Here is a 21,939-nt window from a genome sequence, read left to right as displayed (position 1 = left end):
GAAACCATGCATGTTTTTCTTGATGACTATCGTTCTTGTCCAAAAGGGTTTGTACTGGCTACCAATGCAGAGGATTGCCTTTTGTTATTGAGAGAGGGCGAAGTAGATATTTTGTCACTGGACTATGAGCTTGGACCGGATTCGATGAACGGCGGTGAGGTTGCCGCGGCGATTGTAAGGGAAGGGTTGTATCCGCGTCAAATCTATTTGCATACGTCGAGTATGTATGGAAAACGACAGATGTACGAGATGTTATATAGCAATAAACCTGACTCGGTTGTAATTCATAATGGCCCGATGACAGGTGAAGTCATGCTTCGTGTAGCTGCGGAGGCTGAGGAGTCATGAAGCCGATCACATCTAAAATGGTAATGCGTGGTGTATGGGAAGGTATGCCTCAGGCTGTATTTATTTATACCCCGTTGTGTGGAACGTGTGCAGCGGCACGTCGTATGCTGGAAGTCGCTGAGCATATGTTGCCAGAAGGTGTTTTATATGAAATGAACATTCATGATATTCCTGAGCTTGTTCAACAATTTCAGATTTCGAGTGTACCGGCGTTAATGTTGTTTGATGGCGAACAAGATGTGCCCAGGATGGTTTACCGGATGAACTCCGTTGAGCATCTACTGAATGAAATTCGGAAGGCGGTGTTGAAATGAGTATTGTAACGATGGAGCAAATTTCTCTTCGCCGTGAAGAAAATCAGATCTTGGATGACGTTCATCTGCGCATTGAACCAGGGGAACATTGGGTTATTCTGGGGCGTAACGGATCCGGTAAGACTACACTGCTGGAAATGATGAATGGATATATGTTTCCAAGTTCGGGACGCATTGAAGTGCTGGGTAATGTTTACGGGCAATGCGATGTCCGGGAGGTTCGCAAGGAGATTGGTTATATCAGCCAAACCCTGATTGAAAAACTGACCTTACGTGATCCGGTGTGGGAGGTTGTCGCTACAGGAGCCTATGCCTTTTTGCGTTTTTATCAGACGATTCCGGATGAAGTGAAATCAAAAGCGATGCAGCTACTGGATGAGATGGGCTTCGCAAAGCTGGCAAATCAGCCGCTGGGAACATTATCCCAAGGAGAACGTAAAAAAGTCATGTTGGCACGTTCGTTAATGTCGGAACCAAAGCTGCTTATTATGGACGAGCCGTGCGCTGGCCTTGATCTGTATGAACGAGAGAAGATGCTCATGGAGATTGATCGTCTGCGCCAACGAAATATGACGGTGGTGTATGTCACCCATCATGTGGAAGAGATCGTGCCGTTGTTTACTCATGTCGCACTGATCCGTGATGGACGTATTGCCGCGGCGGGGCCAAAACATGAGATATTAACAGAAGATACAATTAAGAATACGTATGATATTCCGGTGGAAGTTCAGTGGCATGAAGATCGTCCATGGATACGCGTACGTTCTGGAGGGTAACACAAGTTGAGTACACAATCGATTTCGGGAGAAACAGACTTTTCCCGTTTTATATGCACGGCCAATCACGGCTTTGCACCTTATGCGCAGGAGGAGTTACGCCGTACTTTTGGAGCAGTTAAGAGCACGGTGCTGGTTCCAGGTGAGATTCTACTAGCTGGTTTGCCAGTTGCAGAGGAAGAAGTCTCGATTAGACTTTTGCAAGAGTCCCCAACGTTTTTACGTCATATCCAACCTGTGCAGTTTCAAGAGAATACGGAAAATCCAGAGCAGTCTATGGAGAAGTTGATTGCTTTTATTTTGAACCATGGAGAATTGTCGGGTGCGAAGGTTGTCATGCAAACTCGCAAAACAGAAGGTTCTTTTTGGCGTGAAAATGCAGCTGCGTTGAAACAAACGCTGACAGAAAAGCTGGATGATCTGGGATCTGATTGGGTTATTCGGGATGCGGAATATGTCATTTCGGTATTTGCTGCCGATGATATGTTGTATGCAGGTGTGTCCAAACCCGAACAGAATCTGTCCGATTGGAGCGGCGGTGCGATCCGTTTTCAGAAGGAAGAAGGACAAATCTCACGAGCCAAGTTTAAGTTGCTTGAAGCGGAGCAAACGTTTGGTATTGATTTTACTTCGTTTCATAAAGCACTTGATATTGGCGCAGCACCTGGGGGCTGGACATCGTTCTTGCTTGAGCGCGGCCTTGAGGTAACGGCGGTAGACCCGGCGAAAATGGATGCAACGTTGTTAACTTCACCGAAATTGACCTTTTTGAAAAAAAATGCAGGTGATGTTCGCTTCCGCGAAGGTGAGTTTGATCTGCTTGTTTGTGATATGAGCTGGAGTCCGAAACTGATGAGCAGGTTGGTATCTGATCTATTATACAGTCTTCAATCTGGTGGAACGGCGATTGTTACCGTAAAACTGCTTCACAAGAAACCGCTCGCGCTCATTAAAGACGTTATTGATACGTTTGAGCGTTCACGGATGCAGATTCAGCGCTCGAAGCAGCTGTTTCATAATCGTGAAGAGATCACACTTTATATGATTAAATATTAAGTCATTTAACTTATAAAATATTCTGCTTTACAACGGTTGATTATGTGTACTATAATGATACCAATATTAACCATAATGACAATAAATTTGAGGGAAAGCATCCCGAAGTGAACATCACTGGAATTCCAGTGTGCTCATTTTCGGTGAAGTTTTCCCTTTTTATGTTGTTTGGAAGGAGGGAGACCTATGAGACATCCGGCGAGGCTAGAACGCGGCAGCCTGCTGGGAGGAAGATATCGTATCCTATCGATTCTTGGTTCAGGAGGAATGAGCCATGTGTATGAGGCAGAGGATCTGAAGCTGCCAGGGAAAATCTGGGCTGTGAAGGAAAGTATCACGAAGCTTCCTTATGAAGATAACATGGAGAGAGAAGCAGTTCTGTTGACCTCTTTACGGCATCCAAAACTTCCGCAAATCGTTGATTTTTTTGCTCCTGATGAAGATGGTTATACTTACCTGGTTATGGAATACATTGAAGGATTAACGCTCAGTGACTACTTTAAACAGTGCAGGGGTAAAATTCCGGTGGAGCATTTGATCGATTTTGTACTGCAGTTGCTGGATGTATTGAGTTATCTGCATAACCTGAAGCCTGCTATCATTTATAGGGATCTAAAACCGTCCAACATTATGATTACACCGGAGTATGAAGTACGCCTGATTGACTTTGGCATTGCTCGCAGTTACAAGGCTCAACATGCTGAAGATACGGTTAAACTTGGGACTGCAGGATTTGCGGCACCTGAACAGTATGGTTTCGGGCAAACTGATGCCCGTTCAGACTTGTATGGTCTTGGAGCTTTGATGTTGTACCTCATGACGAGTGGAGCTTATACCGAATGGGTCCAAGGAGTGGAAAGCTCTATACGGAGCGATGTCCCGCGAACCTACATTCCTGTTGCTAGGCGTTTGTTGCGATATGATGCGAATGAAAGGTTTCAAACGGCCGATGAGGTGAGAAAAGAACTTCTTCGAATACCTGGAGTATCATCATCCCGTTCAGATTACCAGATGACGCTTGATGGGGGGACCAGAGTAATTGCACTTACAGGGGTCTCGGCTGGGGCAGGTGTTACTCATACCGCGATCGCGATCAGCCATTATCTAGAGAGGCAGAACTTCAAGGTTGCTGTAATTGAAATGTCACCTCGCTCTCAATCATTCTCGCGAATTCAGCAAATTGCGCTAGGCGGTAAACCTGTGGCATCAAGCAGACAGTTTGCGGTGGATGGTGTGCATTATTGGAAACAGTCGGGCCGAGCCGATATTTTATCCCTGCTGGGCGGTAGTTATCAGTTTATCGTGATGGATCTTGGCAGTGGTCAGGATCAAAACCGGCTTGAGGAGTTTCTGCGTGCGGATCTGCCCATCGTTATTGGTTCTGGTGCAGAATGGAAACAACCAGAGATCAGTGCTTTTGTACGATCACATCATCGTTATCCTAGGGAGAAATGGATATACTGTCTTCCAATTGCCGCAGCAGATGCTGTGGAACGTGTGCGCAGAACACTGAATACAACAAGTGTATATACACTGCCGTTGCAGCTTGACCCATTTGACAAGGATGCAAATATGGATAAGGTATTTGCACAAATTTTAGGGCATTTAATCGTGAAGAAGCCCCCAAAACGTTCATTGTTTTCACGCAGAAAATCATGAATAGAGGAGATTGTGAAAGGAGAGCCTCTTTTGTCCAAATTAAGAAAACAAAGTCGTCAACTGATTTATGCAGGACTAATTGGAGCAGGAGTTGTGAGTATAATCTTTGGAGGATATGTGGTATACCAACTCAAGACAACAGAGGATGTCAGGTCAACTATGGAGGCCCGTTATCTGGCAGCTTATGAGGAGAAAGAAACGGAGTTGTTACAGCAATGGAATTCTGGTGCCCAAGGTTGGGTTACCGTTAGGGATATTGAAGCAGGAGAAACGATCACGCCCAAGGATCTAAAATTGATTGCGATCCCGGATGCCCAGGCACCGCGCAATCTATGGTCCAGTTCGCAAAAGCTGGACGGGCAGTCAGCTAAAATTGAGCTTAAAAAAGGAACAGCTATTACAACGGAAATGGTCTACGAGGAAACACCGGCATCGCCTGATTTAAGAAATCGCGAGTTGCAAGTGGTATTGCTACCATCTTCACTTGCCAAAGGAGACATGATCGATGTTCGTATTCAGTTTCCCACAGGTCAAGACTATATCCTCTTGTCCAAGAAAAAAGTGGAACGGTTAAACACAGCGACATTATGGATAACGATGACAGAAGAAGAGATTTTATCGTTGTCCAGTGCAATCGTGGATGCCTATTTACATAAAGCTTCAATATACGCTTTAACCTATGTAGAACCACAATTTCAGACAGCAGCTATTCCAACATATCCAGCCAATTCCGAAGTGTTAAAGCTACTGGAGAGTGATCCTAACATTGTGCGTCATGCCGAGCAAGAATTATCGAGACAAGTTCGAAGTTCACTCGAAAGTTCGTTAGCTGCGTCCATGTCAGCACCATCCAAAGGAATTGAACAGGATGTGGCACAATCCTCGGTCACGTATAACAAAAGGCCGACAGCACAAGATTCATCTGAGTCAAACGGAATGATCTGGAATGACGGTACAGGCAATACGACTGTGGGTCAAACTGGAGAGGCATCGGATGCCATCCAATCTTCGACATTGAATGAGCAGCAGCAATTGCTGACGGGAAATGAGTGATTAAATAAAATGATTTTTTCTTGTAACAACATTAAATTGAGATTGGGGCGCTGATCAGTGCATATATGGATTTTTGCAGGTTTATGTGAGAAAAACGACCTGATGTTATATCTATGTAAAATACTTGCCTCGACAGGTAAACGAGTTCTACTAGTGGATGGCACGTTGCAACAAAAATATGGATACAGGGTTGGGGATCATCAGCCATCTTTACGGGTTGTGGAATTTGAGGGATTTGACATTGCTTGTCATTTTGTAACTGGGGCAGCGGTGGAACATCATTTGCAGATGAACGGTGAGCATCTGGACAATTATGATTATGTGTTATATGACATAGAAACTCTGCAATTTGCTTCAAGAAATGTATGGCTAACCGCAGAAGTTCGCGTCTGGGTGAGTGATTATAAGCGATACAATCTGGAGCGGGGGAAAGGGTGGCTGGAGCGACTACTCACCGAACAGGAACTTCCTGAAGAGTTGGCTTTCCAGCGAATGTTGATCAATGGTGTGGATTGCAAACTAGAAGCCCATTATTTGTGGGCCTATCTTGAGGGTGGTCCTTTTCGTTGGACTGGTGAGTCCCTAATCCTTCCGTGGGATGAGCTGAGCGCGGCGGTCCAACTAGAAAATGAACATTATTACCGTGTACAGCTTGACCCATTGTCCAGAAACTACAAAAAATCGTTATGTCGTGTTGTAGAACAACTTACAGGTTGGGAAGGCGTTCGCAGCCGCCGAGCGATCAAGGAAGCAGGGAGGCTGAGGGCATGAGTACGATCGCTTTTTGGAGTCCTTTTGCTGAAATGGGATGTTCATCAAGTACATTAATGAGTGCTTATGCGACAGCATTCCAGTATAGAACCAGGGTGCTACTAGTCAATACAGGTCAGGCAAACTGTGGTATAGAAGCAGGTATATTTCAAGATGAGAAGCTTCCTGCTGATGTATTATATTCATTTGAAGAAAGTGGTTGGGATGCTATTGAACGACTGTTTATCAGTGGTAGTCTTAACAAACATAATCTAAGGGATTACACGAAGCCGCTGTTGAAAGATCGACTTGATCTGCTTACCGGGAGCATGAACAAAAGTGAGCGATCTGCGAGTGAAAAGGGGGAAGTATTAAAAAAGCTTCTGGAAACTGCTAATCAATGTTATGATCTCGTGCTTTTGGATGCAGAGCGCTCTAATATCAATCCACAGCTTATCGTGCAGCAAGCCGATTATGTAGTCGTTGTTCTGAATCAAAATATGAGGAATCTTAAACAATTTTTTGAAGAGATCCTGCCTGAACAATTGAGTGAACAAAAGCTACATGTACTTATTAATAAGTATGATTCACATTCTCGTGTTACACTCTCCAATATCAAGCGTGGTTTCAGGTACAAAGGGAGTATTTCCGCGATTCCGTATACAACCGGGTATTTGGATGCGATGAATCGGAGAGATGTTGCCAGGTATCTTCAGCTTGAGAATCTGAGTGAAAAAAAGGACGTTCGTAAGGGGAGTTTGACCGCTGGCATAGGGGAACTCACTCGCCTGATTATGGATGGTGCGGGGATGCGCACTATGCTGAAGAGGCTAGAAAGGGGAGCCTGAATCTCCAATGGTTTGGAATGCGATTATTATAACGATTATTCTGATTGCGGGTATATATTATGTCTGGTTTAAGTATCGAGCTTATACTCGGGAGAAAAGTGGGCGTGTACCTGAGCAGGAATCTCTTACAATCGAGACATTAATTGAACAAGTTAAAAATTTATTGCATGAAATAAGTCATAGCCAGCTTGCCGATGCAGGTTTACACGAGGAAGAGTATCGCCGCAGAATCAATCAGCGTGCTGAGATGAGAAAAGCACTCAAAGGCTGTGTGTCTGGAAGCATCAGTGACAAGACGTATGTCAAAAATCTGATTGGTGACTTGCTGACAAGAAGTATTGGTCTGAACAAATCCAATGTGGATGAAGTGATGATGTTCGCTGAACCCGAACGGTTAAACACGCAAGATCGCTTCGAGATCGTATTTTATTTATACCGTCAACAATTTGGCACAGATGCACTCTCCAGAATGATTGATACGTATGATTTAGGTAAACTAAGGCTGGAAGAAGGTTCACAAGATGGCGGCAGTTATTATATTACCGAGCAAGATATCCAGTATGTCTTTGATTGTGAATACCGGGAACTGAGTTTCAGAGAAAAGGTTGAAATTATCGTGCAGCGCATCTACCAGCACTATAAAGGATTCTCAGTCGTGGATGAGATCAGGGATCAACGGATTGATGGCGTAAGTGGCGGGGTAAGCGGGATTCTCGAAACGCTTCCACATATGGGGAATCACGCACCGGCTTCTTGGAATGATCTTTTGGAACATGCTTTTGAGGATGAACCTGAGGAAGAACCACTTAGCGGGATGGAGAGTGTCTGGATTTTTTATAAGGGTAAGTCCATACACCTGTCTTTTTTGAGCTTTGGCAGCATTCGAGAGTTGAAAAGAGTGTGTCAGAACATATACAAATACAATTATCCTGGTCAATTGTCGGAAGCAAGTGGTTATAAAGTGAATGAAATGAAAGACGGCTCACGTGTCGTCGTCGTGCGTCCTCCTTTTGCTGAATCATGGGCATTCTTTGTTCGGAAGTTTGATATTCCCAATGCTTCTCTTGAACAATTGATTACAGGTAACAACGCACAAATGCCAATAGAACTGTTGCAATATTTGATGAAAGGCAGTCGGATCACGGCAGTAACCGGAGCACAGGGCTCTGGTAAAACAACATTAATGATGGCCATGGTTAAACATATCTATGCTTCCTATACTTTGCGAGTACAGGAGATGGCATTTGAGCTGCAATTAAGACGGATATACAGTCGCCGTAACATTCTGAGTTTTCGGGAAACGGAACATATATCGGGTCAGCAGGGGCTGGATCTACAGAAAAAAACAGATGGGACAGTAAACATTCTCGGTGAAGTTGCGAGTGATGAGGTGGCTACGTGGATGATTCAGATGTCACAAGTGGCGAGTCTGTTCACCCTGTTTACACATCACGCCAAAACATTTCGTGACCTGGTGTTTTCACTCCGGAACTCATTGCTCAAAACAGGCATGTTCCAGCACGAGCATATCGCCGAAGAACAGGTTGTCAGTGTCATTAACTTTGATGTCCATATGAAAAAAGATGCAGAGGGTCGCAGATATATTGAGCGAATCACCGAATGTATCCCCCATTTCCGCGAAGCAGTGGACGTTGAAGAGAGGGCGGGGTTCACATTTAGAAATGTAGTGGAGTATCACCAAGGGAAATATGTGGCTACTGCTCCAATCTCCGCTGCGAGCATTTCGGATATGCAGGAACAAATGACGCTACCGGATGCCGAGAAATTCAGGCAGTTTATTGGACAACACTGGGGTGAAAGCTATGAGCATTAAATGGCTTTTGTTATTTGTAGTCGGCATTTGTGCAATTGGTTTAGCCACGACGTTAATTATTCTTCATACAGTGCGGCGAAGAGAATCTGTCTCATCATACGCTGCCGCGAATGTCGCCCACATTCAAGGTAATAAGCACAGAAATTGGGGATCGTTCTTATTGCAAGCGTATCAAGTTGGTATGAAGGTGCCCTTCCTTTCGGTGTATATCTTACAGGTACAAAAAAGAATATCCTACCGCTATGCCAAGGATGAACCAGCGCTTCGCAGAGTAACAATGAATGTTGTTCTGATCATTATGGGCGGGTATGGAAGTATCAGTGTTGCGCTGTTTTGGTTGCAGCCTGGCCTCACTTTTATCATTCTAGCCATCCTTTGTGCTGTCGTAGTAAACAGTCTTGTGCTGGATATGTGCTTGAGTCGTATGGAGAAAAAACTTCTGATGCAAATGCTTGATCTTTTTGCAGATGTAAGACATCGGTATCACCAACATGGAATGGTTGAGGAAGCACTGTATGAAGCATCCGAGGCGGGGGCAGGAGAAGCAGCCGTGCAAGTCAGACTGATCTATGAAGCACTAACTTCTCCCGATCCGAATGAGGCACTTGAGCGTTATTATGAAGTGGCACCGAACCGTTTTCTCAAAGGTTTTGCTGGTGTTTCTTATATGGTAATGGAGTTTGGAGATAAGGACAAGGAGCAGGGGTCTATTTATCTTCAAGGATTGGGTAATCTGACTAAGGAGATACATCTTGAAATTTTGAGACGTGATCGGCTTGATTATCTGTTGCAGGGATTAAACGTGATTGCGCTTGCACCTGTTCTGTTTACAGGGCCAATTGAACGTTGGGCTCGAGTCAGTTTCCCGACAATGGATGAGTTTTATCGTAGCAAGCTTGGTTTCGTCACCAAAATATCCATCTACGTGATCATCATTGTTGCCTATTTGCTGTTACAACGTCTTCAGCAATATGATGAAACGCGCTATCGCTCTGGACAGAAGCAATCCGGACTGGATCGGTTTCTGTACAAACAAATCTTTTTACGGAAAATGGCTATGCTTTTTGCTCCCAGACCCGGAACTGCCTCGTACAACCAGACGATCAGATTAATGAGAGAGAGTAATGCCGAGTTAAAATACGAATGGCTGGCTATTCGCAGATTCTTGTTGTTCACAAGTTGTGTGGTTCTTAGTATAGGATTGACTCTTATGTTGCATCAAGTCGAGCGTAATCACATATTGTACGATCCAATTAGGGATGACCGTATGTTTGGTGCGATGTCCGAGGCAGATTTGAAAGTAGCCAGAGAGCAGACGGCGCTTGACGAAACGGTTATGGCGTATGTTGAAATGCAGCGCGGAGCCACATACGAGGATATCTCCAATGCACTGTTACAGCTTGCGCCAGTCCAACTTGACCATGATACACAGACTGCAACAATTCAGCGGATTATGTCGAAGTTAAAGGCGTATAACAACCAGTATATGCGATGGTGGGAAATTGTTTTGTCACTATTCATGGGTATAGGCGGCTACTATTTGCCGATCTGGCTCATGTTGTTCCAACGTAAAATGCGAAACTTGGATATGCGGCATGAAATCTATCAATTCCAGACGGTGATTTCGATTTTGCGTGAGATGGATCGTATGTCTGTGGAGGAGATTGTGGAATGGCTCAATCGATTCGCTGTTATTTTTAAAAGGCCACTGCAAAAGTGTCTACTTCACTTCGAACATGGTCCTGAGCAAGCTCTTGAACAATTAAAAGCGGAAGTGGGCTTACCTGAATTTCAACGTTTAATTGATAAACTTCAACTTGCTTTAGGTAAAATATCCATTCGGGAAGCTTTTGATGATTTGGAAAGCATGATGGCGTTTTATTTTGAACAGCGCAAACAAGAGTACAGCAAAATGATTGATATCAAGGCAGGCTGGGGAAGAACGATCGGTTTCACACCTATGTACGCTCTGATCTTCCTTTATCTCGTAATTCCGCTGGTTGGTATGAGTTTCATGCAAATGAACATGTATTATGAACAAATTCAAAAACTGTAGTGTTTGGCTTTTAGAAACATCTGAACATAAAATCAAACATTTCACTCTAGGAGGGCATTTCATATGAATAATGCATCAAGTGCTTTAAAGGTGGCAGCAGGAATATTTTTGACCATTGCTTTGATTACGATTGTGGTGTTGTTATTTATTTCGGCTCAGGAGGCAACGAAAACAGCCCAGAATAACTTTGCAGATATTCAAACAGAATTGTCTCAGGCAGCATTTACCGTGTATGACGGAACAACCATCAGTGGTTCACAAGTGACCAATGCTTTACGTAAATACGCGGACAAAGATCAATTTGGTATCCAGGTCATTACGGGAAAAAATAAAAGCGGACAATGGTACGGCAATCAGCTCAACATCTCTCAGGATCTGAATAATGCTGACTATGGGTCTGTGATTGCCCCTGATGACAAGGTGGGGAGCATCAATCAGACGATGAGTGAAAAAGACAATCAATACGTTAATCCTAGCGGCAAATTCAAGGCCATTATCGTTAAAGACAGATCCAATGTGGTTAGAGGTCTGATCTTCCAGCAATCCTGACTGGAGCTGGTAGAACATGTCGCGGAACACACAGCATCTGATGCTGTTCTGTACAGCGGTTGTCCTTTTTGTGACAGCCTGCTTGTACGGGCAGTGGAACATCCGTTTTTTAAACGAGGCCTTGAACGACAGGGTGAAAACAAATGTGGCCATGGAAGGCAGAGTACACACGACACTTCAGACGAGCGGAATGGTCAGTTATACAGGAGCTGAGGTTTTGCATACTGTGCGGCAAATGACAGGTACAGGAGTTCAAGTGGAGGTGGACGGTCATGCGTATATAATTGATCCACTTCTAGATCCATCAGCGATAATTCCGGTTGAACTAAAGGGGAAATATCGACCTGAATATAACCGAAGTGCACTCGGAGAATTGTTAAAGCTTTCTTTTTGGAAGGAGGTAGAGATACAGTGATCAATGCAGCATCCAAGTTGTTTGCGGTATTGCTTGCCGTTCTTCTGCTCTATGTGTATCCTGCGGCAGAGACCGCCGAACGTCAGGATGATATTGCGCGCTTGACAGCGACTCAGAGTGTCACACGATTTGTGGATGCTGTCCGCACTAAGGGATATATCTCACCTCGAATGCTGATGGAATTCCAAGAGCAGTTAGCACAAACCGGAAACAACTATGATATTTCCATGGAACATTTACATAAAAAATATGTTCCTCACTATACAGATCCGATAATTCAAAACAGCTTCACGGGTACATATGAGGTTGTTTACGATGCGTACTACTTGTCCCAGATTCAGGAGCGTTTATTTCCATTGTCTAGTACATTGTCAATCGGTGATCCGGGGCGCAGATATACACTAATCATGGGTGATTTCTTCACCGTCAGTCTTAAAAGCACCAATCGTACCCCTTCTATGATGATAAGGGAGTGGTTACAAGGCACAGCCCAGGCTTCTGCGGTTTTTGCTTCGTATGGAGGCATGGTATTGAATGAAGATTACTGAGCTTTCCATTGTTTTTGTACTCATATTCTTTCCTCTCTTTTACATTCTAACGTTCCATACGCATGATGCGCAAAAGGCCAGTGAACTGTCTTATCGCTACCAAACGGCACTTCAAACCGCAGTGATGGATGCTGGTGCAGTTATGCACCAGAATGAAAAACAAGATGCTGAAGCAGGTTATGATTCTGCCAAGTTCGTGAAGGCGGATAAGGAGCTGGCTTTGTTTACCTTTACTCAAACGATGGCATTAAACATGGGCATACAGGATGACAAGGTGGCTATCCAACATATGTTTGATTACATCCCTGCGATCGTTATTCTGGATTACGACGGTTATTATATTTTTGCTAAGGAATCCGAGATGACAGGCACGATGGAAGCATCTTTCATACAGGTGTGGAGTCCGAAAAAACCATATACATATTCAGATTCGGAAGGCAACAGCATTAATTTCACACTTGATGGTTATGTACATGCTTATGATGCCAGGGCACGGAAATGGATCGAAGGATTTCAGCATGAGTTGGCCACGAGTTCAACAATTGCACTGCTTCAGGATTCAATACTTTTTGAACAGGTACGGCGCACCCACATCGTGACTCGTGTTCAGGACGAGCTGGCAGGTGTAATTAATCGCCATAATGAGTTCGCAAGAAAGAATGGGGTGTCTTATTTGTTTACGATGCCCTTAATCTCGCAAGAAGATTGGTACAATTCGATCAATGATACAGGTATCATGGCTTTTATACAGGGCATTGCTGCAGGGAGTCAGAAGATTAACAATTATGCGATTGGCGGAGGCAGACTAGTCAAAAAAACAGCAGTTGTTGGCGGAGTTGATCCCGCAACAGGGATTAAATATCATTATCCTGCCACCTGTAACCCCGGTTTTCGTGCTGAAGAGGTATTCACGACTGCAAAGCAGGCAGCGGCCAGGGGTTACTTTGAATATGATTGCTCTGCCCATTTTTCATTACTTTCAGAAAAGACTGAACCTGTGCTAGAATAGGGGTTTGAAACGATAACTAAAAGTAATGTAAATAGATAGGAGCAGTCTCATCTTATGAGTTTATTGTCAGTAGAGAACGTCAGTCACAATTTTGGAGACCGTACGTTGTTTAAAAATGTTTCTTTTCGTCTACTAGCCGGAGAACGAGTTGGTCTGGTTGGAGCTAACGGTGCCGGAAAATCAACCCTCATGAATATCCTGACTGGAAAATTGCTTAAGGATAGCGGTAAAGTGGAGTGGACCCCTAAGGTCCGTTACGGTTATCTTGATCAACACACGAAGTTAACACCAGGCAAAACGATTCGTGATGTACTCAAAGATGCTTTTCTCCCATTGCTGGAACTGGAAAAGGAAATGATGGCGATCACGGATCAGATGGCTGATGCCGATCCAGAGAAGCTGGAACAGTTGCTTGAAGATATGGGCGAGATTCAGGAACAGCTGGAACAGGGCGATTTTTATCTGATCGATGTGAAAGTGGAAGAAATGGCAAATGGTCTGGGATTAAATGCCATCGGCCTTGATCGGGATGTTGCAGCTCTTAGTGGTGGACAACGCACGAAGGTACTTCTCGCGAAGTTATTATTGGAAAAACCTACTGCCCTTTTATTGGATGAGCCGACCAACTATCTGGATGTAGAGCATATTGAGTGGCTAACACGCTATTTGAAAGACTATCCTTATGCTTTTCTGCTGATCTCTCATGATACGGAGTTCATGAATGAAGTTGTTAATGTTATCTATCATTTGGAGTTTGCCAAATTGACTCGGTACGCTGCAAACTATGATAAATTCCTGGAGATGGCAGATATGCAGAAAGCACAGCATATTGATGCCTACGAGAAACAACAGGAATACATCAAAAAGCAGGAAGATTTCATTCAACGCAACAAAGCTCGAGCTTCGACCTCTGGTAGAGCGAAAAGCCGGGAAAAACAACTCGGAAAGGTCGAGCGAATTGATCGACCGGACGAAGCCGCAAAACCAACATTCAAGTTCAAGGATGCGCGCGCGAGTAGTAAAACTGTTTTTGAAGGTATCGACTTTGAAATTGGTTATACGTATCCGCTATTACCCAAGATGACGATGACGATTGAACGTGGAGAAAAGATTGCGATTGTGGGATGTAACGGGGTAGGTAAATCAACACTTCTCAAAACAATTTTGGGTAAAATTGCGCCGATCAGCGGTAAAACATTCCTTGGAGATTACTTGGAGACAGCTTACTTCGAGCAGGAAGTGAGAGCGGGAAATATTACACCGATCGATGATGTATGGAACGAGTTTTCACATTTGACACAGAATGAAGTGCGAGGTCATCTTGCACGCTGTGGGCTTAAAAATGAGCATATCACTCGTCCTCTTAACATGCTGAGTGGAGGAGAGCAGGCTAAAGTGCGATTATGTAAGTTGCTGATGCGTGAAAGCAACTGGGTTCTGTTTGACGAACCGACGAACCATCTGGATGTAACAGCAAAGGCTGAACTGCAGCGTGCGTTGCAGGAATACAAGGGAACCGTTTTACTTGTATCTCACGAACCGGATTTTTATGAAGGCTGGGTCACCAAAACGTGGAATGTAGAAGAGTGGTCTGAAAAAGCACAATGACAAAAAAAACCGGTTGTGGTAATATAGGCTACAACTTCATATGAACACTAGGGGGGCCGCACGATGCGGCTGAGATGGAAGAATGCGATTCCGGACCCTTCGCACCTGATCTGGATCATACCAGCGTAGGGAAGTGGCGCGTTTCAGCGAAAAAGGTAGTAAATGATTCTTCAATGTAAAGATGGGATCTTTACTACATCGTGATGCAGGCATCTCAATACATGAGCAGACAGTTATAGGGTTACCGATTAAACTGTTTACCAGGTATTCGTCGAATGTTTGTTATTGAACTGAACCTTTTTTAATACGCAGCCACTCCCTACGGGAGTGGCTTTTTTTGATTTTATTTTCGTTACGCCGCTCCCAAGTCTGAAAGGAGGGAAAACGAGATTGCATCCTACGGTGACTGAGCATGAAGAGAACGAATTAAATGAATGCTCAAAAAGCCATCCCTGTTTTGAGTTACATGTGATATCTACGAATCAGAGGGAACAGGTAGCTATGTTAAAGGCAGCCAAAGAGATATGGCCTTATGTGCAATACATTCACATCCGCGAAAGGCAGCTTTCGCAGCAGGAATGCTTCAACTGGGCGAAGTTGATGGTAGAGTCGGGTGTTCCAGCCTCCCGCATTGTGATCAACGGTGCGAATCTGTTTTCGTCAGGCGATTTTTATCGCGGGGCACATTGGAGCCAAGATATGCTGCAAAAAGCGAAAGTAACGGTAACGCAGAAAAACAAGCATAACCCGCGGCTTCGGTTAGGAATATCCGTGCATTCCTTACACGAAGCAAAAATTGCAGAAGAGTATGGCGCAGATTATCTTTTTTTCGGGCATGTATACCCAAGTGCAAGCAAACCGGATATAACACCAAGGGGATTAGAAGCATTAACCGAAGTATGCTCGGGTGTGAAAGTACCTGTTATAGCAATCGGTGGGATTCAGACGAATAACATTCAGGCCGTCATATCTGCGGGAGCCAGGGGTGCCGCTGTGATCTCAGGTGTATTACAACAAAAAAATCCTGCCCATGCTGCTGCTCTTTTAAAACAGGCTATGGAAGCGGTAAAGTGAATGCTTCTCAATCAAAATAATGTGAATGATCTCAAGTAAGCGGTATCTGAATGTTGCTTAATATGCAATGAAGGAGATGAAAAAATGAATCAGAGCGGAATGAGTCAACATGAGGGAACTGTCGCCCCATCGAATGATGAACATAAGTTTGCAACAATGTCCATATCCTCCACTTCAACAGAATCACAGGGAGCTTGGCATTCAGAAACGATCATTGTGGGCGGAGGGGTTATAGGCTGTGCGATTGCTTTTGAGCTGGCATCGAGAGGCCAGGAAGTACTTCTTGTTGAGCAATCCCAGATTGCCAGCGGGGCCTCCAGCGCAGCTGCCGGCATGCTTGCAGCAGATAGTGAAGCTTTTGCACATCCACTCATGGTAAAAGCCGCGTATGATAGCAGAGAATTGTTGCATAAGCACAAAGAGCAAATATCTGCTCTGACAGGTATAGACTTTGGATTGAGACGCAGTGGCTTTATCACACCGTTTCGATCATACAGTGATTTAAATCAATACAAGAACAAATGGAAAGGTTCTTCGGGCGCAGAGCAGTTTTGGTGGGACCGTCCCACGGTGCAACGAGAAGCGGAATGGCTAAACAGGGAAACATATGGCGCTTATTACAGACCACTGGAGAGTGAAGCGCTGCCTGTGTCGTTGACTAGAGCTTATGCGAGGTCTGCTCAGATGATGGGTGCACGGATATGGGAAGGAGTGCAGGATGTGCGTCTGGTCGTGAACAACGATGGAGTCCGAGGGGTTGCCACTGCCAAGGGTGAAATATCTTGCAAACATGTTATCGTGGCTGCTGGTTTGCATGGAGGGGAACTAATGTATCAAGTAGGTGAGACCTTGCCTACAAGACCAGTGAAAGGTGAAATTATGGCCATCCGTTTTCCACAAGATCAAGCGGTATACAGACCTGATCGCACTATATATGCAGAAGATGTCTACATCGTTCCAAAAGTAAATGGCGAGGTGTGGATTGGAGCAACCAGTTTGCCAGGAAGAAAAGATCACAGCGTATCTGCAAATAGTGTGCAACGATTACTTGGTGCGGCAAGTTATTGGGTTCCGGGAATCAAGGGGGCAGACTTTGTACGGGCATGGGCGGGAGTAAGACCAGCCACCCCGGATGGGTTGCCGTATATAGGAAAATGTGAAAACATTGCTGGCTTGTACACAGCATATGGCCATTTTCGCAATGGAATATTACTTAGTGCAATAACTAGTCAATGGATTGCTGACATGCTGGAGGGCAAAAGTGCGCAAGAGATCGGAATTGAAGCATTCTCGCCAGATCGATTGAAGAGAAAGGGTGTTATGTTGTGAACATTATCGTGAATGGCCAAAAGATGCAGGTTGACGACGGGGTAAATCGTGTCGACAAATTACTGCAATCATTCAACCTGCAAGTGAAAACGGTAGTGGTTGAATTGAATCGCAATATTTTGACCAAAGACCACCATGAAACAACTATGTTAAGAGAAGGCGATCGGATTGAGATTGTTCATTTTGTCGGAGGTGGCTAAGCGAAGTAATACTCAGGCGATGGTTGAAAACTATGGAATAGTAGTTGAAGGTGAAAACGTATTGAATACTAGGAGGTCATAGGGTGTTAACTATTGGAAAATACTCGTTTGAATCAAGGTTGTTGCTTGGAACAGGCAAGTTCAGCGATTTGGAAGTCCAGAGCCAAGCTGTGGAAGCCTCAGGAACGGAAGTGCTAACCTTCGCAGTACGTCGTCTGAATCTGGAGGAGACGGGCAAACAGCACTTTTTGGATACGTTGGATTTAAGCAAATATACGCTGCTTCCCAATACTGCAGGTGCTTCAACTGCTGGGGAAGCTGTAAGAATTGCAGAGCTTGCGCGAGCTTCGGGGCTTTGTGATATGATAAAAGTCGAAGTTATCGGAGACGGAGTCACGTTACTCCCTGATCCGATTGAAACGTACAACGCTTGCAGCATTTTGCTTGAAAAAGGATTCACCGTGCTCCCCTATATCTCGGACGACGTCATTTTAGCTAAACGGCTCCAGTTGCTGGGCGTACATGCAGTCATGCCAGGAGCTTCTCCGATCGGTGCAGGTAGAGGGATCATCAATCCGTATAATCTGGAAATCATCATCGAACAGGCTGTAGTGCCTGTTATCGTAGATGCAGGTTTGCGATCACCAAAAGATGCAGCTTATGCCATGGAACTCGGGGCGGATGGCGTTCTGCTTAATACGGCTGTATCTGGATCGGGTGATCCTGTTAACATGGCAAAAGCTATGCGACTTGGGGTTGAAGCCGGTAGACTGGCTTACGAATCAGGCATGATTCCAATGAAGCGTTATGCTGCAGCAAGCAGTCCGGTGGAAGGAATGGTTCATACATGACAGATCAGTTACATCACGCAGAGCAGGTGGATCGCTATTCCAGACAGGAACGATATGCGCCACTCGGTAGAGAAGGTCAAGCAAGATTAAAAAATAGCAAAGTTCTCATTATAGGAGCTGGAGCACTCGGAACGGGTATTGCAGAAACGCTGGTTCGTTCCGGTGTTGGACAGATTACCATCGTAGACCGAGACTATGTCGAATGGAGCAACCTGCAGCGGCAACAGCTTTACGTGGAGCAGGATGCCATTGATCGTATGCCAAAAGCGATGGCGGCGCTCAAACGCTTAACAGCCATTAATTCAACAGTCCGCATCGATGCCAAAGTGATGGATGTGCGAATGGATGAGTTGGAAGAGCTTGTTGGACAAACCGATCTAATCATGGATGCAACCGATAATTTTGATACAAGACTGCTTATTAATGATATGGCACAGAAACATCAAATTCCTTGGATTTACGGCGGGTGTGTGGGCAGTTACGGTATTACGTTTACGTTTTTACCTGGTGATACACCTTGCTTGAACTGCCTTTTGGGTGAAGTTCCACTCGGTGGAGATACTTGTGATACATCTGGCATTATTCCTCAAGCGGTTCAGATGGTGACCGCGAATCAGACAGCGGAAGCGATGAAGTTGCTTAGCGGTAACAGAGCTGCTCTTCGGCGTAAGCTGTTGTCATTTGATGTATGGCGAAACGAGTACATATCCATTAATGTGGACGGGGCAAAAAAGCAAGACTGTGCTTCATGCAGTAAAGCAGCCACGTATCCGTTTCTGTCTGCATCCAATCTGGAGAAAACTGATGTTTTATGTGGCAGGGATACCGTACAGATTCGGCCTGCCCGGCGCATGCAACTGGATCTTTCACAAACAGCAGATCGATTAGAGAGGCTTGGGGAAGGAAAAGTGGAGAGTAATCCTTTTCTAGTCTCATTTACAACCGGACAACATCGTTTAGTTATTTTCCAGGATGGTCGTGTACTTGTTCATGGAACAAAAGATACGGCGGAAGCACGTACAATGGTTCACCGCTATTTTGGCTGAATCACATTAAACATAGACCTAAAATATCCTTCATCTACTAACAAAGTCTGTTCCCGCGGGAATGGACTTTTTCTTTTTATGGCATCCTAACTGTACAATCCATGCCAATTAGCGGCGGCGGAATACAGACGGGCCGGGTGAAAAAAATGAAGACAACCATCATCCTGGTGGGCACTGGTGAGTTAGTGCGCCGGATCGAGCATGTTATGCAAGAAGAGGGCTATGGAATAAAGCATATTGAATGGCCTGAGTTGAACGACAAGATAGATATAAATTCCGCTCGTCCACATCTGATTATTTTAGTGGATCGAGAGCCAGAACATGTGAATCAGAGTGAACCGGATAAAATTGCTTTGAAAAAATGGATGAATCAAGGCTTGTCCTTACCTTTAATGGTTATCATGCCTGAGAATTCTCCGCAGCGAGTTATCGATTGGCTTGATTTTGGAGCGAATGATGTGATGGAAGAGCCTTTGCATTGGAAGGTTATGCTGGCCAGAATTCGTAGCTTGCTCCGGTTGTTCTCAAGTGCAACACATGAAGGCGAGGAAATGATTGTGGTTCAAGATCTCAGGCTTAATCTTCGCTCGAGAAGAGTGAGTCGTGGAGGACAATATCTGAACTTAACTCCTAAAGAGTATGAATTATTAGAATTTTTGGCGATTCACGTGAACGAAGCTTGTACAAGAGGCGATATTTTGCGTGAGGTGTGGGGCTATGAGTTTGCTATGGATACCAACGTTGTTGACGTGTACATTAAACATCTGCGGGTAAAAGTGGATAAAGGAAGAGATGTGAAGCTAATCCAGACGGTTCGTGGAGTCGGTTATATGCTGGAGGGCGGCTGATTTTTAAAACCCACCATTCTCCAGTTTGAAAGAAGGCTTGATCTGGGTATTTATAAAGACAGTAAAAAGACAGGATGATATGAAAAAACCGGATCAATTGATCCGGTCATCAGCTAGTTTGTATAAGGGAGAAGTTAGGCTAGAGGACGCGGCGAGCTGTAATGTACGTTCTTTTCCACGTACCAGAGTTCAGATCTGACAAGGTCACGCCTGGTGAACCGTAAGTGTGAAGAATTTTGCCGTTTCCTGCGTATACACCAACATGAGTGATATTAGAACCGGTGGAACGGCTGCCACTTGAGAAGAATACCATGTCACCAACACGAAGATTGGCTTTAGAAACAAATTTACCTTCTTTGGATTGCTGTGCGGAAGTGCGCGGAAGATCTACACCATACTTTTTGAAAATGTACTTCATAAAAGAAGAGCAGTCAAAATTTTTGGTTGTTGTTGTTGAAGCACCGAAGTTATATGGAGTTCCCATAAATTTTTTACCGTAGTTTACAATTTGTTGTCCTGTTGATACCGATGAAGTTGCGGCTTGTGCAACAGGTGCATTTGTCATTAATACAGCTCCAAAACCTAGTGTAGCGCACAACCCGACGGTTACGGCCTTTTGGATGAAGAAGTTTGTTTTCATGTAGTTAGTACCTCCAAAATTCGTTTTCGTTAAGTTGCTAGAGCGAGTATAACAGCTTTGTAACACCCTAGAAATTGGATACATAAGCAAAAAGCCTGATAGGCCAGTCGTTTGCACGTATTTATTAAAATATGATTAAAAATGTCAAAAAATTAATCATTGACGAATGGAAAACAAGGATTAAAAATAAAAACCCCCTTGAAAATCAAGGGGATTTCTTCATGAAAGTCTATTTTATCTTCAAAATCCAGGTTACAAAAAAGTAATAATTAAATGCTAAGCTACGTGCGATAAGCATTATAATTTTACTGAATTATCAAAGTCAAAGCGATTCCAATAGTCAATCCTTGCTCTGAATTATAAGTAACATACCGCTATCGATTGATACTGTGCCCGATTCGTCGAGTAATTTGTTACTAATGCCCAAGGATTGCCCCATATGTATGGTGGCTTGATCGAGAGGATACATGAATCCTTCCAGACATATTCCTGTAACCTCATGCGTTAAAGGAAGTAGAGACACATAGGTATAACCTCTCTGCTCTACTATAGCACTGGAAGTGGTCAATGTCATATAGTTGTGCTCGTCCTGAAGTGCACAGGAGATATGATGCTGCATAGCCCGAACCATAATATGAACATTAGCAAGTGTATGGTCCATTCGAGTGCCTGTCGCACCAAAGATGAGAATATGAGTAGGTTCATGATCAAGGGCCGTCTCAAACGCCATTTCGGTATCTGTAAGGTCTTTGTGGATCGGGTCACAAGCAATAAACTTTACGCTGTTGTTGCTTACGATCTCTCGTTCATCATCAGTAATGGAATCGAAGTCGCCCACTGCGATGTGTGGTTTGATACCATGCTCGATTAAATACAGTGCACCGCGGTCTGCTGCAATAATGACGTCATCGGGTTTAATCTCATCAAGGAATTGCTTGGCGAGTTGGCCTCCTGTGAAAATGACAATACGTTTATGATGCATTCTATTTCATCCTTCCTAATTAATAGAGGGAATACATATCAGGTTTATTAAATAATTCTGTACTAAAGCTCTAAACTATACACCAATCCAGTATAATCGACAAAATGTGGTTGCACAATTTCTGTACTCGCGGATACAATGGGGAG

At 44.3% G+C, this 21,939-nt stretch carries 23 protein-coding genes and 1 riboswitch; of the genes, 21 read left to right on the top strand and 2 right to left on the bottom strand.

Going from position 1 to position 21,939, the window contains the following annotated elements:
* Window positions 1-6 precede the first annotated feature (6 nt).
* The 21 genes from AB4Z30_RS14625 (at window position 7) to AB4Z30_RS14525 (ending at window position 20,171) form a co-directional block, all read left to right on the top strand.
* Window positions 7-348 carry a cyclic-phosphate processing receiver domain-containing protein gene (locus AB4Z30_RS14625; RefSeq protein WP_441927522.1) on the top strand — a complete coding sequence of 114 codons (342 nt, stop codon included), beginning with the start codon at window positions 7-9 and terminating at the stop codon, window positions 346-348.
* Window positions 345-662, top strand: a complete 318-nt coding sequence (locus AB4Z30_RS14620) for a thioredoxin family protein (protein WP_441927520.1) — start codon at window positions 345-347, stop codon at window positions 660-662. The genes AB4Z30_RS14625 and AB4Z30_RS14620 overlap by 4 nt, the downstream gene beginning before the upstream one ends.
* Complete coding sequence (locus tag AB4Z30_RS14615) at window positions 659-1,438, top strand: ABC transporter ATP-binding protein (RefSeq protein WP_441927518.1); 780 nt, start codon at window positions 659-661, stop codon at window positions 1,436-1,438. The genes AB4Z30_RS14620 and AB4Z30_RS14615 overlap by 4 nt, the downstream gene beginning before the upstream one ends.
* Before the next feature lie 6 nt (window positions 1,439-1,444).
* Window positions 1,445-2,494, top strand: a complete 1,050-nt coding sequence (locus AB4Z30_RS14610) for an SAM-dependent methyltransferase (protein WP_441927516.1) — start codon at window positions 1,445-1,447, stop codon at window positions 2,492-2,494.
* A gap of 186 nt (window positions 2,495-2,680) precedes the next feature.
* Entirely contained in the window at window positions 2,681-4,153 is a 1,473-nt protein-coding gene (locus AB4Z30_RS14605) for a serine/threonine protein kinase (protein WP_441927514.1), read from the top strand.
* Between the two features lie 30 nt (window positions 4,154-4,183).
* Window positions 4,184-5,206 carry an SAF domain-containing protein gene (locus AB4Z30_RS14600; RefSeq protein ID WP_441927512.1) on the top strand — a complete coding sequence of 341 codons (1,023 nt, stop codon included), beginning with the start codon at window positions 4,184-4,186 and terminating at the stop codon, window positions 5,204-5,206.
* A gap of 57 nt (window positions 5,207-5,263) precedes the next feature.
* The gene (locus AB4Z30_RS14595; RefSeq protein ID WP_441927510.1) at window positions 5,264-5,977 is read left to right on the top strand and encodes a hypothetical protein; all 714 of its coding nucleotides are present in this window, start codon (window positions 5,264-5,266) and stop codon (window positions 5,975-5,977) included.
* On the top strand, window positions 5,974-6,804 hold the full coding sequence (locus AB4Z30_RS14590; protein WP_441927508.1) for a hypothetical protein: 831 nt from the start codon (window positions 5,974-5,976) through the stop codon (window positions 6,802-6,804). The genes AB4Z30_RS14595 and AB4Z30_RS14590 overlap by 4 nt, the downstream gene beginning before the upstream one ends.
* Window positions 6,805-6,811: 7 nt before the next feature.
* Window positions 6,812-8,638 (top strand): pilus assembly protein CpaF, encoded by a 1,827-nt coding sequence (locus AB4Z30_RS14585; RefSeq protein ID WP_441927506.1) that lies wholly within the window; start codon window positions 6,812-6,814, stop codon window positions 8,636-8,638.
* Window positions 8,628-10,694: a hypothetical protein gene (locus AB4Z30_RS14580; RefSeq protein ID WP_441927504.1), complete on the top strand. Its 2,067-nt coding sequence runs from the start codon at window positions 8,628-8,630 to the stop codon at window positions 10,692-10,694. The genes AB4Z30_RS14585 and AB4Z30_RS14580 overlap by 11 nt, the downstream gene beginning before the upstream one ends.
* A 63-nt stretch (window positions 10,695-10,757) precedes the next feature.
* Complete coding sequence (locus AB4Z30_RS14575) at window positions 10,758-11,243, top strand: ABC transporter permease (RefSeq protein ID WP_434750760.1); 486 nt, start codon at window positions 10,758-10,760, stop codon at window positions 11,241-11,243.
* A 16-nt stretch (window positions 11,244-11,259) separates the two neighbouring features.
* Window positions 11,260-11,658 carry a hypothetical protein gene (locus AB4Z30_RS14570; RefSeq protein WP_441927502.1) on the top strand — a complete coding sequence of 133 codons (399 nt, stop codon included), beginning with the start codon at window positions 11,260-11,262 and terminating at the stop codon, window positions 11,656-11,658.
* On the top strand, window positions 11,655-12,206 hold the full coding sequence (locus tag AB4Z30_RS14565) for a hypothetical protein (protein ID WP_441927500.1): 552 nt from the start codon (window positions 11,655-11,657) through the stop codon (window positions 12,204-12,206). The genes AB4Z30_RS14570 and AB4Z30_RS14565 overlap by 4 nt, the downstream gene beginning before the upstream one ends.
* Window positions 12,193-13,215, top strand: a complete 1,023-nt coding sequence (locus AB4Z30_RS14560) for a hypothetical protein (protein WP_441927498.1) — start codon at window positions 12,193-12,195, stop codon at window positions 13,213-13,215. The genes AB4Z30_RS14565 and AB4Z30_RS14560 overlap by 14 nt, the downstream gene beginning before the upstream one ends.
* A 54-nt stretch (window positions 13,216-13,269) precedes the next feature.
* Entirely contained in the window at window positions 13,270-14,823 is a 1,554-nt protein-coding gene (locus AB4Z30_RS14555) for an ABC-F family ATP-binding cassette domain-containing protein (protein WP_441927496.1), read from the top strand.
* 39 nt (window positions 14,824-14,862) lie between these two features.
* Window positions 14,863-14,972, top strand: a riboswitch (TPP riboswitch).
* A gap of 241 nt (window positions 14,973-15,213) precedes the next feature.
* Complete coding sequence (locus AB4Z30_RS14550) at window positions 15,214-15,897, top strand: thiamine phosphate synthase (RefSeq protein ID WP_441927494.1); 684 nt, start codon at window positions 15,214-15,216, stop codon at window positions 15,895-15,897.
* 84 nt (window positions 15,898-15,981) lie between these two features.
* The gene (thiO, locus tag AB4Z30_RS14545; protein ID WP_441927492.1) at window positions 15,982-17,226 is read left to right on the top strand and encodes a glycine oxidase ThiO; all 1,245 of its coding nucleotides are present in this window, start codon (window positions 15,982-15,984) and stop codon (window positions 17,224-17,226) included.
* Entirely contained in the window at window positions 17,223-17,426 is a 204-nt protein-coding gene (gene thiS, locus AB4Z30_RS14540; RefSeq protein ID WP_441927490.1) for a sulfur carrier protein ThiS, read from the top strand. Before thiO ends, thiS begins: the two co-directional genes overlap by 4 nt.
* Window positions 17,427-17,509: 83 nt before the next feature.
* A complete protein-coding gene (locus tag AB4Z30_RS14535; RefSeq protein WP_441927488.1) occupies window positions 17,510-18,277 on the top strand; it encodes a thiazole synthase in 768 nt (255 codons plus the stop codon).
* On the top strand, window positions 18,274-19,323 hold the full coding sequence (locus AB4Z30_RS14530; RefSeq protein WP_441927486.1) for a ThiF family adenylyltransferase: 1,050 nt from the start codon (window positions 18,274-18,276) through the stop codon (window positions 19,321-19,323). Before AB4Z30_RS14535 ends, AB4Z30_RS14530 begins: the two co-directional genes overlap by 4 nt.
* A gap of 146 nt (window positions 19,324-19,469) precedes the next feature.
* Window positions 19,470-20,171 carry a winged helix-turn-helix domain-containing protein gene (locus tag AB4Z30_RS14525; protein WP_441927484.1) on the top strand — a complete coding sequence of 234 codons (702 nt, stop codon included), beginning with the start codon at window positions 19,470-19,472 and terminating at the stop codon, window positions 20,169-20,171.
* Between the two features lie 139 nt (window positions 20,172-20,310).
* On the opposite strand, the gene AB4Z30_RS14520 is transcribed toward AB4Z30_RS14525, so the two are convergent.
* On the bottom strand, window positions 20,311-20,811 hold the full coding sequence (locus AB4Z30_RS14520) for a C40 family peptidase (RefSeq protein ID WP_441927481.1): 501 nt from the start codon (window positions 20,809-20,811) through the stop codon (window positions 20,311-20,313).
* 340 nt (window positions 20,812-21,151) lie between these two features.
* Complete coding sequence (locus AB4Z30_RS14515; RefSeq protein WP_441927479.1) at window positions 21,152-21,793, bottom strand: thiamine diphosphokinase; 642 nt, start codon at window positions 21,791-21,793, stop codon at window positions 21,152-21,154.
* Window positions 21,794-21,939: the final 146 nt, after the last annotated feature.

Source organism: Paenibacillus sp. 2TAF8 (assembly GCF_052114825.1).
In the GTDB taxonomy this organism is placed as follows: domain Bacteria; phylum Bacillota; class Bacilli; order Paenibacillales; family Paenibacillaceae; genus Paenibacillus.
Note: the sequence above shows the minus strand (reverse complement) of the source record. Positions and strands in the feature narration are given on the sequence as shown.